The organism is Neobacillus pocheonensis, assembly GCF_050477905.1.
Classification (GTDB): domain Bacteria; phylum Bacillota; class Bacilli; order Bacillales; family Cytobacillaceae; genus Neobacillus; species Neobacillus pocheonensis_A.
On sequence record NZ_JBCNAD010000088.1, the window covers coordinates 1 to 16,578 of the forward strand.

The window sequence follows — 16,578 nt, forward strand, 5'->3', positions numbered from 1 at the left end:
TTCATTACAGGAATGCTGCCCATATATACAGTATCAGCAACATAACATTGATATGATGCACCTTTTATCATTGTTTATATGTAAACGTAGAATGGCGTTTAAGGACTTGACTTGGAGCCTCTGTGGGTACGATTTGTCTTGAAAGGCTGAAGCAGTTGTTTCATCAGGCAAACGAGCCTATCATACCCACCTCTCCAAGTAAAGTCCTATCGTTGTTTACGTTGAAAACTATAATTACTTACTGAAGATAATAAGTAAACAAAGATAGAAAAAGGGCTGTTATTGTTTCGTTATTAACTATGAATACGGTCAAAAATCATACTGTATATATCTGCTTCGTTAGTGGAACAAGAAAAAAGAGCTGCCACCGCAACCCTTTGTTAAACATAAGCACCCGTTAGCTTAAGTACATTTCTTCACAAACTTTTTTAATAATTAAGAACTAAAAAATCAGCTATTGTCCAATTAAGTTATAACGCCAATTATTGCACCGCATAAAGCTTCCTGGAGGATATTCAAATTCGCATTCAGAGATTAACTGAAAGTCAAGCTTCCGACAAATTGCATTAGAAGCAGGATTATCAATCGATGGGAATGCGTGAATATATTTATATTTGTTCTCACTAGATGCTTCTTCTAATGCTAACTTTACTGCTTTTGTAGCTATACCTTTCCCTTGATAAGAGGATAGAACGCTCCATCCAGTTTCATATACTCTTTCATTATTCCAAGTAGTTTGCCAATAACCCACAGAACCTACTGGTTCTAATTCTGGTAACAATATTATGCTGAACATACGTCCTCTATTTCCAAGCTCAAGATATCGTTTATGTCGTTTCAAAATATGCTTTTTACTCTCTGGACCTCCAAGATGCTGCATCATTTCTGGAGCGTTGATACGAAAAAGTAAATCAAGGTCATTATGCTCCCAAGGCTTTATCTGAATGATATGGTTACTTGCTTCCAAAATTTATTCATCCCCTCAATACTCATTATTTACTCTTTCTTTACGAAAGCTAAAAATCCTCTATTTAATGATATTGTTGTTTATCTAAACCGCTTACGTTATCTCAATAACAAAAAAGGATCGCCGTAGGGGGCTGTTGACAAACTAATTTGCCGTACTCCAATGCACAAAATATAGTAATAAAAAAGAAGACGAACCACTATATACTGTAGTGATTGATCTTCTTTTTGCTTTGGATGTTTATTTGTCAACAGCCCCGTAGCAATCCCCGTTCTTTAACTCTTGCACTCCGTTTGTTTAATTACACTCCTTCACAATCAAGCTATTATATAGAACCAATTTTATTCAACAATACCAGCTCCATTTATCTTACAAGCCACTTTTACTTTAAACTTGAGGTTAGGGTAATAATTCTCCCAATTCCTATGGTCAAAATTTTTCGAGTTGAATTTAAGACCTAATCCAATGGGGTCTAGTTTTGTTTTCTGAATATTATCTAAAAGTAAGATGACTTCTTTATTAATTTTCGTTTCTGTTTCATCCTGTATTCTTTTTATTTGATCATTGGAAAGATTTATTTGATTGTCCAATTTTTCTTCTACAATTGCATTCAATTTAATTAAAAAAAAGACTGATATCATGTGGTTATTGTCTTCTTTAATTTTGAAGCTGGCATTTCCTTTTGAAATATTTATTGCATAAGTACCGTCTTTGGTCTTAATATTGGTACTTCCATTCTTAATTCCCACAGTCAGGAGTCTAAATAGCTCAGATTCTTTAGGATTAAGTTTAGACTCCATTCTCTTTTTGCTAAAAAGGGCAATTGTATCAACTAGAATTTTATTGTTTTTAACTTCTATTACAGGCATAGCCATGTTAATTCCCGTTTCTGTTTCCCTTCTATATGCATCAAATAGTGTTAACACTTTAATATATGGCGAATCAGTGCTGCTTTCTTCAAACATTGAAAATAAATAACTGCCTGCAACTCGTTCTACCTTAGGTTTGTACTGAAGTACCTGATATGCTGTTGGAGCAGCAACACTTAAATACGCAGTCTTGTGTATTTCTGGTCTTCTTACGAAATAATCTAATAATAGACGAATATCCCCTTCAGCAATTTTTTCTCCAATGAGAATTGTTTTGGTATGTCCGTAAAACAATTCTTTATCTGTCATCGACTTCATTCGTCTTAGAGCTTCAGAAATGGAATTGGCATCAAAAGATAGCAAAGTAAAATCGGCTCCTATTGTAGCTGGGTCTCCCTTTGAAAGTGAAATTTTGAGGATCACTCTATATTTTTTTCCCAATAATTCAGACTTATCAATACCAATTGATGTAACAAATGAACGTTTATCAATATCCTTAAATGAACACCCATTCACTAAAAAAGGAATTAACAGTAATATTAAAAAAACTATTACTAATTTTCGATTTGTTTTTTTGAAGCAAAAAGTAAAATTAACATTAAAAATAGATCTAAAATAATACGAAAAATAAAAAAATAATTGAAAAGTTTTAACAACCTGAATTCGTCTGTAAAATGCTGAGTAATTAAGGCTGATATCACGACGACAAATATGCCGACCCATTTTGAACGTCCTCCAACATTTTTTGTCATTAACTGAAGATATTGTAGTGCCGAGTGATAGGATAATATTATATACATCAACGTTATGCCAATTTGGACCAAAATAAAAATTGATACCATTCTTTCTAAAAAGAAGTAATCAAAGCGCATACTGTCAACTGTAGTTACCCAGACATAGCTTTCCTTTCCTACGCCATTAAGTCCAAAGTATCCAATTGGTACGAAATATGAAGAAAAAAGTATGAAACAAATAATCCCTATAGCAATTAATAATTTTTTCTTACTTATGGAAAGAATATGTTCACCATAAATAATAAAATTTGTGAATCCTGTAAAAACAAATAATCCAGAAGCTACTGAATTCATTTTTGGAAAATGCATTAGGTAAGTCCAAGATTGTTTGATGGAATCTACCATTACTAAATGATCGGTAAAAAACCTCAGTATGATAAAAAGATAGAAAGGTGTAGCTAATAAAACAATAATTTCCAACATATACAATATGGAATTTGTTTGATTCATTATTACAAATACGATTAACAAGAGAAAAATATAAAATACGATAATTGCGTTCGGGGTTAAAAAAAGGTTTACAATTTGCGTATTTGAGATAAGAAATAACATTCCTGCAAAAATTTGTAGAGTAAAATTAAAAAACAGAAAAGTCTTCTGAAACCATTTTGGGAATAGCCTATCCATAATTTGAACAATATTTTGTCTTGGGAATTTTTTCATTAGAGTTAGAAATATCGTAATGAGAAACGATCCTATTAGGATTGATAGTGCTAAACTAACTAAGCTCCCGTTAAATCGATTTTTGTAAAGGATTTGAGGAATAAAAGCAGTTACGTTCACCAGTGCATTGATATAAAACAAATAAACGTAATAACGCTGTCCTAGCATTAAAATCCACCTACAATCAGTTTTTTGCAAATAGCTGCATGTACGGTTTACCTAGGCTACGTAAACTACATAGATATGCGATTAGAGCAAAGGTTCCTATTAGTACCCCTATAGTTCCAAATAAACTTCCAAGTACAATGAGTGGATATCGTATAAGTCGGATAGCTTGATGCATGGCATTTACCGGAATGACAAAAATAGAAATTGCAACAATAGAAATGACAATAATCATAACATTGCCTATTAGTCCTGCTTGGGATGCAGTCTGCCCGAGGATTAAGCCACCTACAGTCGTTGCGGATGGGCTAATTGTTCTTGGTAAACGAATACTGGCTTCACATAAGAATTCCACCATCAGCATCATAAAGATAATTTCAATGTAGGAAGGAAAAGGAACAGCTATTCTGCTTCCTGCAATTAGAAGAGCAAATTGTACTTTTAAAATTTCTGGAGAATAAGAAATGACGCCGACGTATAAAGCGGGAAGAAAAAGTGAAATCATCAGTGCTATGTATCGAATAAAAATAAGAAATTTTCCTATGGTGACTAATTCTACTTGATCATCCATAGATTTAAAAAAATCAAAGAAACTAGCTGGTCCTAGTAAAACCCATGAAGATCCTTCAATAAGAAATACAATTTTCCCTTGAGACAGATTTGTTACTACTCTGTCAGGTCGCTCTGTTGTCATAAATAAAGGAAAAGGACACCACTTACTCTCCACCAATAATTTTTGCAACTGACCCGCAGATTGTAATAAATCAACTTTTAAGTCTTTTAGTTTATTATTCAAGTGTTGTAGAGCTTTTTTATCACAGAGCTTTTCATCGTACAGTAAAATAATATTCGTCTTGGAATTTTGTCCTAATGTGTGGTTTTTAGCCCTTAAAGTTTCTTTTCGATATCGATTGCGAATAATGTTTAAGGATATACTTAATTTTTCATTTAAGCTATCTTTAGGACCTTGCAAAATACTTTCTTCTGTCGATTCAGATACAGGACGAGATTCAATATTGTCCAGTTTAACAGAGTACATTTTATTGTTTTGTAAGATTATAATGCATCCGCTGAAAATTTTTTCCACAGCATCTATTTCATCTTTAATCATTGACCATTCTTCAAATGAGCGGATATATTCTTCATACTCAAGATTTTCGTCTGTATCATAAAAAGTTGAGATTACATTACAAGTAATTTTTTTTTCGTCGCATAGTGACTTCAAATAAAAAAGAGTAATTTTTAGATTTCCCTTTTTAACTTCACGGTGAATAAAATCATGATTTTCTTTCAAGTCCTTAAGATTCATTAAAGTCACCTCAGAGATATTATCCACTAAAATACAATTTTTCACACCCAAACCAGACTGACTATTTTGTAAGTATTCTACGACTATCTAATACCCCCTTTTTTTAATTCCTTCTAAAGCTAAACTGCCCCGTTCGTATTATAAGGTCAGCCAGAAAATATTTCTGGTTGACCATTTTTTATTTGGTCTTATTATAACAGTAGCCAGGGTAGAACGTATCTGCCCGTGGGGCTTGACCCCGTCAACTAAACCGTTCGCCCCCTACTTGTAGAAACATGATTGAGGCTGGTTGGGACTTAGATCTCGTATAACAAGCGAAGCTGTGACACTGCATGGAGGATTAGGGGTTACTGGCAAATCACTTAATTAGGAGGAGATATATAATGAATCCAGTCGTAGGTCTGGATATATCTAAAGGTGAAAGTCAGGTTCAAGCATTTCTGGATAAAGGTAGACCATATCGAAAGAGCTTTAAAGTAGATCATACACTTAAGGGGCTTAGTTCACTTGTAACGTTTCTTGAGAATGTTAAAAATGAGTCAGGGAAGAAACCTTCGGTCATATTAGAGGCTACTGGGCATTATCAAACTTCAGTTGTTCAATACTTGGAAGAACGAGGATATTTAATTACTCGCCTGCTTTTCTTTGGCTAGAATAATGTATATTCAAAGAATAACAACAATAATTGAAAGGTATAAGTTACTAAAAAATCCACTCTAATTCCTTCAAATTCATATCCTTTTTTAAATAGATCAATTATCTCCATTACATTCCTTTCTCCCTCTTTTTGATCATATACTTATGTAAGTAGGGTGTAATGAAGCTGTTAAAAAAATTTCTTCCCCACTCATTTTAACTGTTTCAGGGTCATATAATTCCAAGTGAACTCCAGCAGTAAAATCACCACTATTAAAGAGAGCTACATCCCAACCAAAGTAATAGAAGTAAGCTAATCACACCATTCCGCTACTTAGTGAAGGGAGGGCTCATAGTTAAAAAGCAATTGGCTTCATGTGCTCGCTTTCCGCGGGCGAGCCGGGAGCCTCCTCGGCGCTGCATCTGGAGTAAATCTTCCCAATACCTCTGTTGACATACACATTCAATCCCTTCTCTCTTGTCTATCCTCAAAATTTCTATAAAATGTCCAAAGGCATTTTTCTAGTCGGTTGCGGAAATACTTCATCAAGTCTATTTAAATCCTCTTTTGTTAATTCAATAATAGCAGCTTCCGCATTTGCTAGTACATGTTCTTCTTGAACAGCTTTTGGAATAGCCAGACAATTGTTAGAACGGATTGTCCAAGCGAGAGCGATTTGTAAGGGTTGTACAGCGTATTTTTCTGCAATCTCTAAAATGGTTGGATCCGTTAACAGTTGTCTTCTTAAAGAACCTCCTTGAGCTAGCGGGCTATATGCCATAATAGGCATGTGATGTTCTCGCTGCCATGGTAAGAGATCATACTCTATACCCCTTGAACCAAGATGATATAATACTTGATTAATCATACAATTTTTTCCGTTAGTGGTGTTCCATAACTCTTTCATATCATCGGTATCAAAATTGGAGACTCCCCACCTTACTATTTTTCCTTCCTTGCGTAGCTTTTCCATTCCTTCAATGGTTTCTGCTAATGGCACACGTCCTCGCCAGTGTAAAAGGTACAAATCAAGAAGATCGGTTCCCAGCCTTTTTAGACTGTTTTCACACGCTTTGGCAATCATATCTAATCCTGCATGATGAGGATACACCTTTGATACTAAAAAGACGTCATCTCTTCGTCCTTTAATTGCTTCACCTACTAAGCGTCCAGAATCGCCATCACCATACATTTCCGCCGTATCTATTAGTTTCATGCCTAATTCTATTCCGAGTTGTAAAGCTTTGATTTCCCTTTCTCTCATTTGAGGATTTTCTCCCATGTACCAAGTTCCTTGTCCTATTCTTGGCATAGAAGTTCCATCAGGCAATGTAACTACACGACTTTCAAGGGAATTTTTTATTTTTGTTAATTTATTTTCGTCCTGTACACTCATTAAAAATCAACACTTCCTTTTGTATCTTTTTATGTACCTAATAACAAAAAAGGCGGCAATACTCTTTTGCAGTATTGCCACCAGTAAATTACTTAATTCTTAACTTATTTCTATTTTAGTTAGAACCGCTGCTTGGCAGGGTGATAAGCTTCCGTTCAACATCCATTTAGGCCATTATACTAAGTGGGCTCCACCATCAATAAGAATAGCCGTACCAGTAGTAAAACCATTTTTAGCAAGGTATACATAGGTTTCAGCTATGTCTTCCGGCTTTGCAATCCGTCCAACAGGGAGCTGTTGTGCAATGCCGTTGAACAGTGCTTGCCTCTGATCATCTGGCATTCCAGCATAGATTGGAGTGTCTACAATTCCAGGTGAAACCACGTTTACCCTAATAGGGGCTAGGTCTACGGAAAGTCCTCGAACCAATCCTTCAATGGCTGAATTGATTGCCGCTAACGTAGTAGCGCCTTGAGGAGGACGAACGCCATATACACCAGAGGTTAAGGTGATTGAGCTCTCATTGTTTAAATATGGAAGTGCTGAACGGACGGTAATATATTGCCCCCAGAACTTACTATCAAACGCCTCTTTAGCACTTGCCACAGGCAATTCGCTAAAGTGCCCCATTGCGCCTTCTCCTGCTGTTACCACAAGGTGGTCAAATTTTCCAACCTTGCTGAAAAATTCTGCTACTTTTTCTTCGCTTCGAAAATCGATTTCATTTCCTTCTACATTGCCACCAAGAACTTGTTTTGCTTCATTTAATTTGGAAACAGAACGGCTGGCAATGATCACTTGAGCTGATTGATCGAGAAACGCTTTGGCAGTTGCTAAACCAATACCAGAAGTACCCCCTAAAACAACTACTCGTTTACCATTTAATGACATAGTAAAACCCCTTTCTTATTAAAACCTTTTTTGTATTGAAATTCATTGTGAAATATTAATTTCTAAAACGATACTATTGAGTACTTACGCTATTATTCAGCTAATAATTTTAAGGATTCACGATTAAAGTCAGGAATGTCATCCGGAAAACGGCTTGTTACAATATTATTGCTTACCACAACTTCTTCATCTTTGTAGTTAGCACCTGCATTTTTGAGATCATTCCTTATTGATTTGAAACCTTTTATGTCGACGCCTTTTAATAGGTCTGTATCAATTAATACTTGTGGGCCATGGCAAATGGCAAAAACACGTTTACCTTCTTGTATAAATGCTTTTGCGAATTCACCAAAACGGTCGTCTTCACGTAATAAATCGGGAGGGAGGCCGCCAGGGATGAGTAAAGCATCAAAGTCTTGAGGATTAACTTCCCCAATTCCTTTATCTATTTTTACTACTTCACCTTTTTTACCAGTAATATCTTTTCCAGCCTGTATGTCGATTGTGATCACTTGATGACCAGCATCTTTAAATGCTAGTGCTGGTTCTGTGAATTCTACATCTTCAAATAAGTCTGTTATTAAGTGTAGCGATTTTTTTGCTCATTATGATAAGCCCCCTTATAATTGTAAAAGCACCGTTGGTATTATTCTCATTTAACACAATAAATACAAGTAATCTACTGTGTTTAGTATATGATACTGCTAGATATATGAAGGTATAAAAACATTTAGTATCGCTCTGTCACGTGTTTAATGATGGTGATGCCCTTTGGAAGAATTCGTGATATCAAATCCTGCTTGCGGCACATAGAAATACTTGATCCAAACCCCATCTAAAAACGGTTCCCTTTTATCAAGTAAAACATCAATGCCTTTGTCTGTTTTCACAATTTCATCATGGTCCGTGGGCGTATCAAGTTTTACTTCATAATGGGCATGGTCCCCATGGTCCAATGTAACGTAGACACGAACCATTTTCCCTTCAGCCTCTTCACTTTCCAACATTTGTTTCAGCACTTTAGCAGCATTTCGGTTAATTTTGCAGTTCATATCATTGTCTCCTATTCTAACAACTTTTAACTTTTTAATTAAGGAATCCTGTAAACAAGCTCATAACATGAGCTCACAGGTTTCATCCATATTCAATGCCTTAGGAAAAATCAAAAAGGTTTCCTTGCTGATGTCCTCCTTTTTACCTTTCGCTTTTTGTAATTTCTGCCAGAAGCTCGTATGAATGCAGGCGAGCTTTGTGGTCGTAAACTTGGGCAATGGCCATGATTTCATCTGCCTGGCTCTCCTCCAAAAATGTATGCAGCTTGTCCTTTACCGTCTGCTGGCTGCCCACGATCGATGAGCCTAATTGCTGCTCGAGAGCCTTTAATTGGTTGCTGCTGGCCACTTCGGATATGTCATCTACCGGTGGTTGAAGCGGTGTAAGGTTGCCACTCATCAGATTCAAAAATTGCTGCTGTATTGTTGTAAAAAGGCGCATTGCCTCTTTATCCGTTTCTGCTGTAATGATATTCAATGCCACCATCGCATACGGCTTATCGAGAACATTCGAAGGCTTAAACACCTTGCGATAGATCTGTAGAGCACCCAGAGTGTTAAGTGGCGAGAAATGGGCGGCAAACGCGAATGGCAAACCCAGTTCTCCGGCCAGCTGCGCACTGAAGCCGCTTGAACCCAGCAGCCAGACTGGAATATTCAAACCTTCACCTGGAATCGCTTTTATAGGGTTCCCTTGTGCCAGGGATGGATCAAAGTAACCGCGGAGTTCCGCTAATTGCTCAGGAAAGTCATCTCCGGTACTTCCCAAGTCGCGTCTCAATGCACGAGCGGTCCCCTGATCTGTACCGGGTGCCCGCCCCAGACCAAGGTCAATTCGCCCAGGATATAATGATTCAAGAGTGCCAAACTGCTCAGCGATGACGAGCGGTGCGTGATTCGGCAGCATGATTCCTCCTGAACCAATCCTGATTTTTGATGTACCGGCTGCCACATGGGACATCACCACAGAAGTGGCGGAACTGGCGATAAACGGCATATTATGATGTTCAGCGAGCCAAAAACGGTTGTAATCAAGTTTTTCAGCAAGCTGTGCGAGTTCCAATGTATGGCGGAAAGAGTCAGCAGGAGTACTTCCGGCTGTTATCGGTGAAAGATCAAGCACCGAGAATGGAATTTCGTTTAGTTTATTTGCATGTTTAGACATAAGTTCATCTTCTTCCCTTATCTAATTTTTTTAAAAACTAATCTAATACTGGAATTTCATGAGTCGGAAAGTAAGGCAAGACAAACTCTCCAAGCTCCTGGATGACTTCCTCGGGAGGGCGCTTTGAAAAATACAATACAAATGCCAGGTGATTGACACCAATAGATTGAAATTGATATAGAATTTCTAATAACTGTTTGCGCCCTACACGAAATCCTAACGGAATCGGAACAGGAAACGAATCGGGATTTTCCGATAAATCGATAAATAAAGTCTGAGTGAAAGGTTTAAACACTCCTGGGGCGTGAATTTCCGACAACTCGCGATACTCGTTAATCAATTGAGTTTGTTGTGGGATAATCCTCGGGTACTGGATCCAGCCGTCCCCATTCTGGGCGATCCATTCAATCGATTGATTGCTGAATCCTGTCACCATGGTCGGAATCGAAGAAAAAGGTTTGGGGATCATTCTCATATCCGTTCCATCGATGATGCCTAAATCGCTGTTGATTGTCGGATTGTCCTCCTTTAACAGCCGTTCAAGGAATGCATAATTCTTTTTAAACAGCCCTCCACTTTCTAGCTTGGATATTCCCAAAGCTGTGAAATCTTTATCCCGGTCTCCTGAAGCCACTCCCATGATCAGGCGGTCGGGAAACAACCGGTCAATAGATGATGCTTCCTTTGCCACTCGGATAGGATGGCGCAGCGGGAGGACCACACTCGCCGTCCCAAGTGCAATATCCTTGGTATGGGCCGCAAGATAGGTCAAATAGATCCATACATCATACATTTGACCATTATCATCAATATTCAAATTCTGAATCGTAACGTCCCGAAGCCACAATGCCGCGAAACCCTGGTCTTCAATTTTGCGGGCAAGCGACAGCTGATTTTCCATAATCGGATATTTGGACATCCTTGCCGTCGGAATCGCGAAACCAAGTGTCATTTTATCCTGTTGGTACAACCTGTTAAATGCTCGATGCTGTAATAAACTCACTTCAATTCTCCTTAAATTTTTGTACCAATGTATTTTTCGAACTTTTTAATCGTCTCCTCATTACGGCGATAATACGTCCATTGTCCGATTCGCTTCATTTCAACCAGTCTGCTTTTCAGCAGAATCGATAAATACTGTGAAGTAGTGGATTGCGAAATCCCGGCCTTGCTTCGGATATCCCCTACGCAAACCCCGCCTTCAAATCCTTCATCAGCAATAATATGGGCTTGCGGTGAAAAATGACTGTCGGGATCTTTTAACATTTGAAGAATGCTCACCCTCGTCTGGTTCGACAATGCCTTAAAAATTTCAACGGCTTGTTCATCATTTAAGCGTTCCAATTCCTGCTTCAATGTCATTTGCCTCTTTCTATATCGATTATCACTATCCCAATGGAAGCTGGATAGATGATCTGAAAGCATCACGCCAAATCGGAAATTCGCGATATTAATATATTAGCCATCTGGTCCGTCCAAATCAAAAGATTTGTTTCGAAGGAGATACGGCGAAAAACTCCCATCTTAAAAAAGACGACTAAAAAACCTGCATATAACAGGTTTTTCCGACGGTTCCGCCACTCCATCTTTGTGAACTTATTCCATTTTTTTTAGCTTATACACTTCTCTAGTTGATACAAGGTCTGCAATATTGTTCCTGTATTCCTGATAATGAGCCGACTGAATATGGTGTTCCAGCGCTTCCTCATCCTTCCACACTTCATATAAAACAAAAGTTTGGTCTTCAGATTGGTGCAAGTCATACTTTATACAACCCGCCTCTTCCCTTGATGCCGCTTGTACCTTTTTGAGTTCTGATAATAGTTGCCTCTGCAGGCCTTCTTTTGGTTTTAATACAGCAGTAATTACAATATGCTCCATTTTCATCCCCCTTAATAATGAGTAGTTTGTCTTTCTTTTAAAAGTTGGTGGCAGTGGAGTTAATGTCCCTCCCAGCATGGTGTAAAAAATATACCCTTTTTAATCTCTTATCCGCTTCAGTTATGTAAGCTTTTAACTGTTACTCTTAACTTTTTTAGTTAGGCTTAAATTAGTAAAGGACTTGATACACATTGATAAAACCTCATAAGCAGCTGCTTTAATAAATTATAAAAATAAGGACATACCAGGGGGCTTCAGATTCTGGGGCTTCAAAACCAAATTTCTTATAAAAATCTTGTTTTCCTCTTCCACTAAATAATTGAACTCACTTAATATCTTCTTCCTCATATTTTTTAATAATGATGTTATTACTTTCTTTCCACCCTATAAACTTGATGCCAATTCGTTTCCTAAAAACTATATTCCACTTATCAAAATACAAAAAAAATATTTTTATACACTTGACACTTGCATTTTTAAATATCACATTCAGCTCGTAACTTGGGTAGATTTTTATGTTGTTCAATACAAATATAGTAAAAAAGTGTGAAAAAAGTTGTTTACTTTCAACACAGAAGCGTATCCTTCCTCAAAAGAGACACCTTTTTCTTTCCCTATTCTGCCCCTTTTTTACTGCGCCCGAAAACCCTCTAGCTTACTTTTTTGGCAAAGTATAAAAGTGATGATTAGATAGAATACTTTATTAGTCAGTGGTCTAATAACATTTCGGAGGAAAAATGCCAATGAATACAAAAGAGTTAAGAAATATCCATGCCCTCGTAACAGGTGCTTCAAGCGGCCTAGGATTTTCCATGGCGGAGGCTTTGCTTCACGCTGGAGCCACGGTGGCGTTAGCTTCTAGAGTTGGGACTAAATTGGATCAAGCAGTAGAGAAGTTAAAGCGCGAGGGTTATCCTGCTGTTGGAATTCCTTTGGATGTTCGATCAGAACAATCCGTCAATCAGGCGGTCGAATGGGTGAAAAGAGAATGGGGGAAGCTGGATGTTCTCGTCAATAATGCGGGAATTGGGATGAGGACAGTAAACCCGCGTTTTTTAGTCGAGCCTCAGCCATTTTTCAAAGTAACTCCAGAGGGGTTTCGAGATTTAATTGATACCAATCTCACAGGATATTTTTTAATAGCTCGAGGGTTTGCTCCTTTAATGATGGAACAAGGTCATGGGCGAATCATTAATATTTCTATGAATCATGAGACTATGAAAAGAAAGGGTTTTGTACCTTATGGACCATCGAGGGCAGCCACTGAATCACTCTCATATATAATGGCAGAAGATTTAAAGGAATATGGAATTATGGTGAATATGCTTTTACCGGGTGGTGCCACTACTACCGGGATGATTCCGGACGAAGTTCGAAAAGAGATTGAATCAAAATTCCAGCTATTAGATCCAAGGGTTATGGCCGAGCCGATTGTTTTTTTAGCCTCAGCTGCTGCAGAGGGAATCGCAGGTGAAAGAATAGTTGCCACCGATTTTCAAGACTGGCTTCTCAAAAGAAAATAAGTTTTTAATCACAGGGACGAATTCTTTCCTCTTTGAAGAAGTAGAGCTGTCCCTGCGCTTATTTTTTTATATTTTATGAGATGTCCAGCTCCGGCATGTCCGTCAAGAAGACTAAAGAGCAAAGCTTCTCGCCAGCTTGTCTTTGTTGCAGGCGCAGGTAGATCTGGATTTATGGCCAAATCATTCACCATGCGAATGATGCACATGGGGATAGATGCCTATGTGATTGGCGAAACCGTAACCCCTAACTTTGAAAAAGATAACATCTTAATCATTGGATCAGGTTCAGGAGAAACAAAAGGTTTAGTTTCCATGGCTGAGAAAGCAAAAAGCATCGGTGGGACGATTGCAGCTGTAACCATTTTCCCTGAGTCCACTATTGGACAATTAGCGGATATCACAATTAAGTTGCCTGGCTCACCTAAAGATCAGTCGGAGAGTGATTTTAAGACGATTCAACCAATGGGCTCATTATTTGAGCAAACACTTTTACTATTTTACGACGCTGTGATCCTTCGGTTCATGGAGAAAAAAGGTTTGGATACCAATAAAATGTACGGTAGACACGCCAACTTAGAATAAATATATTATTCCTCGAGTTCTAAATAGGAAAGACCGCAAGCTGTTTCCATGCAAGATTGCGGTCTTTCTGTTAGAATGAACTACTTCAATTTGTAATAATTTTAGGAGTGATAAAATGATTTCTTTAAATGGAAAAACTGCAATAGTTACTGGCGCAGGTAGAGGCATTGGACGTGCTACTGCTATCGCCTTAGCAAAAGAAGGCGTTCATTTAGGCCTAATCGGCTTAAATATGTCTAATCTAGAAAAGGTAGCTGCTGAACTAGCACAATTTGATGTAAAGGTTTCTGCAGCAACTGCAGATGTGACCGATCTTGAATCCGTTACCCATGCTGTTGAACATATCAAATCAGACTTAGGACCAATTGATATCCTAATCAACAATGCTGGTGTTGCTAAATTTGGTGGGTTCCTTGATCTAACACCAGAAGAATGGGAAAAAATCATCCAAGTCAATTTAATGGGTGTGTATAATGTAACAAGAGCAGTATTACCCGGAATGATCGAAAGAAAATCAGGAGATATCATCAATATCTCTTCATCTGCTGGCCAAAAAGGTGCGCCTGTTACAAGTGCTTACAGTGCTTCTAAATTCGCTGTTTTAGGGCTAACAGAATCACTTATGCTAGAAGTAAGAAAACATAATGTCCGTGTTACTGCTTTAACACCAAGTACGGTCGTTACAGATTTAGCCATTGATACAAATCTTGTTAAAGGCAATGAAGAAAACGTGATGCACCCAGAAGACCTTGCAGAATTAGTCGTGGCTAGTTTAAAATTTAATCCAAGAGTATTCGTTAAAACAGCTGGATTATGGTCAACAAATCCATCATAAAACGAAGCAGATCCAGTGGGGTCTGCTTCTTTAGTTCGTATAAAATACTCTTATATGTATCAGTGATACAAGGACATTACTTTCTCTAAATCAACAATTAACTGGTTAACTTCATTCTGCGCTAAGCGTACAAGCATTTGATCGTATAAAGTAATAATTTGCCCATCCTCTTCATGCTGATGTTTTTTTAAATAATGATAAATATTATTTATCTGATCTTCATTAAGGACCGACTCTGTTTCGAAATTCTTAACTTTCTGTAAGGAAAATTCATTGATAGTCGAATCAAATTCACCTGCAATAATGTTCCCTTTTACGATCATCCTCTCACTCCTCAAAGTCAGTATAGGATAGTTTTCCCACATAATATGTTAAATAAATCTTCAAATTTAAAGAATATGAGGGCTTTTCAAATGTTTGATTTATACCTTAGCATCAAAGATTAAAGGCTTCTTTTTTGTTTTTTTATTAAATGTGATTTATAAAAGAGGTTCCTTGATTTAGTTTACTTTTAACATTTCCCTTATGGTTCTGAATAATTTAATAGCTGACCATAAGGCCTAATCCATTTCCATTATGTTTGGTAGCGAAAAAAGGTTCCCCCAATCTTTTAACCTGTTCCTCCCCTAGTCCTCCCCCTTCATCCTTGATTTTAATTAAAATATGATGAGCAGTCGAATCAATGGAAACATAGATATTACCACCAGTTGGCATCGCATCTAAGGAATTTTTAATTAATTTATAAAAACCTGTTTTAACTGATTTTTTCCCCAGTAAAAACGAGTTGTGGTGAAAAAAGGTCTAAAAACTGAATGGCACCCAAATAATTAAGTCGGTGTCATTTATTCTGCGGATAAGTTTTATCTAAAAAAAATTGTTATAAGTTATATTCCCATAGTCCTAGTTTTCCTTTTGCAGGAATAAACTCATCCAGTATCTGCATGTCCTGAACTTCCCAAGCAAAACCTCCCACTTGAAAGTCACCTAAAAAATAGTCATTACCTGATACAATTCTTCCATCCTCCAGGATTGCACTAGTCTGGTTGTTTTCAGTCACCATCAAACAATTTTCCAGCCTGCATACCGCAATAATCATGCCAGTTGGAAGGTTCTCTTTTGTGTACCCATGCTTTCCAAGCAACGCCTGGATTGCTACATGGTTGCAGACAGCCTTATCTATTTTTTTACTTGTGTGAATCGCCAATGGCCCTCGATAATTCGTTCTCCATGTCCTTGTTTCATATTTGGCCTCACGAAGGACAAAAAGACTTGCCCAAGGCTGAATCATTGATAAAACCTTCATTCTAACGGCCTCCAACCGATAAAAGTTTACTTTGTCTATAGAGTTTCCCTGCAGAAAAATTTTATCAGCATAGACATTGAAGAAACATCCATTTCTAATTATGGGAAACCACATTGTTTTGCTGTTTCATTATCTTTTGCTTCATATAAATAAACACAAACAAAAACGGAATATAACAATAAAGAAAATAGAATGCAATTTTTGAATAGATGTAATCTTTTTCGTTAGATAAATTAAAATAATGCAACCTTATTATCATTTTCCTTGATTTACAGAATCGCATACCCATTAAGTAATTTGGTTTGATTGCTTCGTCTGTAATAACAATATCCTCAATTGGGATAGTCTGCTTAATATTATCAATTTTCTTTATATAAGAAAAATCAAAAGATGGCTCCTGGAAAATATGTAATTACTCTACGCTGAAGTTGTATCCGATCGATAAGGGTGTTGTAGTAAGAAAGAATGAAGTGTCCTTTTTTATTTGTAAGTGAAAATTGTCCAAAATCATGAGATTTTTTTAACCATTTTCTACTAAAACGGTTT

At 37.2% G+C, this 16,578-nt stretch carries 15 protein-coding genes and 4 pseudogenes; 4 read left to right on the forward strand and 15 right to left on the reverse strand.

Annotated elements, in window-relative coordinates:
- Positions 1 to 454 precede the first annotated feature (454 nt).
- The 4 genes and pseudogenes from ABES02_RS28865 to ABES02_RS28880 form a co-directional block, all read right to left on the reverse strand.
- Positions 455 to 970: a GNAT family N-acetyltransferase gene (locus ABES02_RS28865; RefSeq protein WP_430141346.1), complete on the reverse strand. Its 516-nt coding sequence runs from the start codon at positions 968 to 970 to the stop codon at positions 455 to 457.
- Between the two features lie 338 nt (positions 971 to 1,308).
- Positions 1,309 to 2,559, reverse strand: coding sequence for a Ger(x)C family spore germination protein (locus tag ABES02_RS28870; RefSeq protein WP_430141324.1), 1,251 nt, complete (start codon positions 2,557 to 2,559; stop codon positions 1,309 to 1,311).
- Positions 2,560 to 2,588: 29 nt separating this feature from the next.
- Positions 2,589 to 3,461: pseudogene (locus ABES02_RS28875) on the reverse strand (GerAB/ArcD/ProY family transporter); the annotation flags it as partial.
- Positions 3,462 to 3,477: 16 nt separating this feature from the next.
- The gene (locus tag ABES02_RS28880; RefSeq protein WP_430141326.1) at positions 3,478 to 4,767 is read right to left on the reverse strand and encodes a spore germination protein; all 1,290 of its coding nucleotides are present in this window, start codon (positions 4,765 to 4,767) and stop codon (positions 3,478 to 3,480) included.
- 383 nt (positions 4,768 to 5,150) lie between these two features.
- Here ABES02_RS28880 and ABES02_RS28885 point away from each other — a divergent pair.
- Positions 5,151 to 5,396 (forward strand): annotated as a pseudogene (locus tag ABES02_RS28885) (IS110 family transposase); the annotation flags it as partial.
- 504 nt (positions 5,397 to 5,900) lie between these two features.
- On the opposite strand, the gene ABES02_RS28890 reads toward ABES02_RS28885, so the two are convergent.
- From ABES02_RS28890 to ABES02_RS28925, 8 genes and pseudogenes are all read right to left on the reverse strand, one after another.
- Positions 5,901 to 6,800 carry an aldo/keto reductase gene (locus ABES02_RS28890; RefSeq protein ID WP_430141328.1) on the reverse strand — a complete coding sequence of 300 codons (900 nt, stop codon included), beginning with the start codon at positions 6,798 to 6,800 and terminating at the stop codon, positions 5,901 to 5,903.
- Positions 6,801 to 6,974: 174 nt separating this feature from the next.
- Complete coding sequence (locus ABES02_RS28895) at positions 6,975 to 7,691, reverse strand: SDR family oxidoreductase (RefSeq protein ID WP_430141329.1); 717 nt, start codon at positions 7,689 to 7,691, stop codon at positions 6,975 to 6,977.
- A gap of 92 nt (positions 7,692 to 7,783) precedes the next feature.
- Positions 7,784 to 8,297, reverse strand: a pseudogene (locus tag ABES02_RS28900) (type 1 glutamine amidotransferase domain-containing protein).
- Positions 8,298 to 8,443: 146 nt separating this feature from the next.
- Entirely contained in the window at positions 8,444 to 8,743 is a 300-nt protein-coding gene (locus tag ABES02_RS28905; protein WP_192654929.1) for an iron-sulfur cluster assembly accessory protein, read from the reverse strand.
- Between the two features lie 142 nt (positions 8,744 to 8,885).
- Positions 8,886 to 9,908: an LLM class flavin-dependent oxidoreductase gene (locus ABES02_RS28910; RefSeq protein WP_430141331.1), complete on the reverse strand. Its 1,023-nt coding sequence runs from the start codon at positions 9,906 to 9,908 to the stop codon at positions 8,886 to 8,888.
- A 37-nt stretch (positions 9,909 to 9,945) separates the two neighbouring features.
- Complete coding sequence (locus ABES02_RS28915) at positions 9,946 to 10,911, reverse strand: TIGR03571 family LLM class oxidoreductase (RefSeq protein ID WP_430141333.1); 966 nt, start codon at positions 10,909 to 10,911, stop codon at positions 9,946 to 9,948.
- Between the two features lie 11 nt (positions 10,912 to 10,922).
- Positions 10,923 to 11,174, reverse strand: coding sequence for an ArsR/SmtB family transcription factor (locus tag ABES02_RS28920; RefSeq protein ID WP_430141348.1), 252 nt, complete (start codon positions 11,172 to 11,174; stop codon positions 10,923 to 10,925).
- Between the two features lie 330 nt (positions 11,175 to 11,504).
- Entirely contained in the window at positions 11,505 to 11,789 is a 285-nt protein-coding gene (locus ABES02_RS28925) for a putative quinol monooxygenase (protein WP_430141335.1), read from the reverse strand.
- Between the two features lie 743 nt (positions 11,790 to 12,532).
- Between ABES02_RS28925 and ABES02_RS28930 the strand changes: the two genes are divergently transcribed.
- The 3 genes and pseudogenes from ABES02_RS28930 to ABES02_RS28940 all read left to right on the forward strand — a co-directional run bounded on the left by ABES02_RS28930 (position 12,533) and on the right by ABES02_RS28940 (position 14,729).
- Positions 12,533 to 13,312 (forward strand): SDR family NAD(P)-dependent oxidoreductase, encoded by a 780-nt coding sequence (locus ABES02_RS28930; RefSeq protein WP_430141337.1) that lies wholly within the window; start codon positions 12,533 to 12,535, stop codon positions 13,310 to 13,312.
- 138 nt (positions 13,313 to 13,450) lie between these two features.
- A pseudogene (gene hxlB, locus ABES02_RS28935) lies at positions 13,451 to 13,894 on the forward strand (6-phospho-3-hexuloisomerase); the annotation flags it as partial.
- Between the two features lie 115 nt (positions 13,895 to 14,009).
- Positions 14,010 to 14,729, forward strand: a complete 720-nt coding sequence (locus tag ABES02_RS28940) for a 3-ketoacyl-ACP reductase (RefSeq protein ID WP_026566628.1) — start codon at positions 14,010 to 14,012, stop codon at positions 14,727 to 14,729.
- Between the two features lie 59 nt (positions 14,730 to 14,788).
- Here ABES02_RS28940 and ABES02_RS28945 read toward each other — a convergent pair whose 3' ends face one another.
- The 3 genes from ABES02_RS28945 to ABES02_RS28955 all read right to left on the reverse strand — a co-directional run bounded on the left by ABES02_RS28945 (position 14,789) and on the right by ABES02_RS28955 (position 16,032).
- Positions 14,789 to 15,052: a hypothetical protein gene (locus tag ABES02_RS28945; protein WP_430141340.1), complete on the reverse strand. Its 264-nt coding sequence runs from the start codon at positions 15,050 to 15,052 to the stop codon at positions 14,789 to 14,791.
- 217 nt (positions 15,053 to 15,269) lie between these two features.
- A complete protein-coding gene (locus ABES02_RS28950) occupies positions 15,270 to 15,443 on the reverse strand; it encodes an ATP-binding protein (RefSeq protein ID WP_430141342.1) in 174 nt (57 codons plus the stop codon).
- A gap of 163 nt (positions 15,444 to 15,606) precedes the next feature.
- Entirely contained in the window at positions 15,607 to 16,032 is a 426-nt protein-coding gene (locus ABES02_RS28955; RefSeq protein WP_430141344.1) for an ASCH domain-containing protein, read from the reverse strand.
- Between the last annotated feature and the right edge of the window lie 546 nt (positions 16,033 to 16,578).

What these genes read in the sequence shown, in the direction of transcription:
- ABES02_RS28880 (WP_430141326.1), bottom strand. Translation starts at nt 4,767, where the DNA reads ATGAATCTTAAGGACTTGAAAGAAAATCATGATTTTATTCACCGTGAA.
- ABES02_RS28940 (WP_026566628.1), top strand. Translation starts at nt 14,010, where the DNA reads ATGATTTCTTTAAATGGAAAAACTGCAATAGTTACTGGCGCAGGTAGA.
- ABES02_RS28870 (WP_430141324.1), bottom strand. Translation starts at nt 2,559, where the DNA reads ATGGGTCGGCATATTTGTCGTCGTGATATCAGCCTTAATTACTCAGCA.
- ABES02_RS28895 (WP_430141329.1), bottom strand. Translation starts at nt 7,691, where the DNA reads ATGTCATTAAATGGTAAACGAGTAGTTGTTTTAGGGGGTACTTCTGGT.
- ABES02_RS28910 (WP_430141331.1), bottom strand. Translation starts at nt 9,908, where the DNA reads ATGTCTAAACATGCAAATAAACTAAACGAAATTCCATTCTCGGTGCTT.
- ABES02_RS28950 (WP_430141342.1), bottom strand. Translation starts at nt 15,443, where the DNA reads ATGCCAACTGGTGGTAATATCTATGTTTCCATTGATTCGACTGCTCAT.
- ABES02_RS28945 (WP_430141340.1), bottom strand. Translation starts at nt 15,052, where the DNA reads ATGATCGTAAAAGGGAACATTATTGCAGGTGAATTTGATTCGACTATC.
- ABES02_RS28905 (WP_192654929.1), bottom strand. Translation starts at nt 8,743, where the DNA reads ATGAACTGCAAAATTAACCGAAATGCTGCTAAAGTGCTGAAACAAATG.
- ABES02_RS28925 (WP_430141335.1), bottom strand. Translation starts at nt 11,789, where the DNA reads ATGGAGCATATTGTAATTACTGCTGTATTAAAACCAAAAGAAGGCCTG.
- ABES02_RS28930 (WP_430141337.1), top strand. Translation starts at nt 12,533, where the DNA reads ATGAATACAAAAGAGTTAAGAAATATCCATGCCCTCGTAACAGGTGCT.
- ABES02_RS28890 (WP_430141328.1), bottom strand. Translation starts at nt 6,800, where the DNA reads ATGAGTGTACAGGACGAAAATAAATTAACAAAAATAAAAAATTCCCTT.
- ABES02_RS28920 (WP_430141348.1), bottom strand. Translation starts at nt 11,174, where the DNA reads ATGTTAAAAGATCCCGACAGTCATTTTTCACCGCAAGCCCATATTATT.
- ABES02_RS28955 (WP_430141344.1), bottom strand. Translation starts at nt 16,032, where the DNA reads ATGAAGGTTTTATCAATGATTCAGCCTTGGGCAAGTCTTTTTGTCCTT.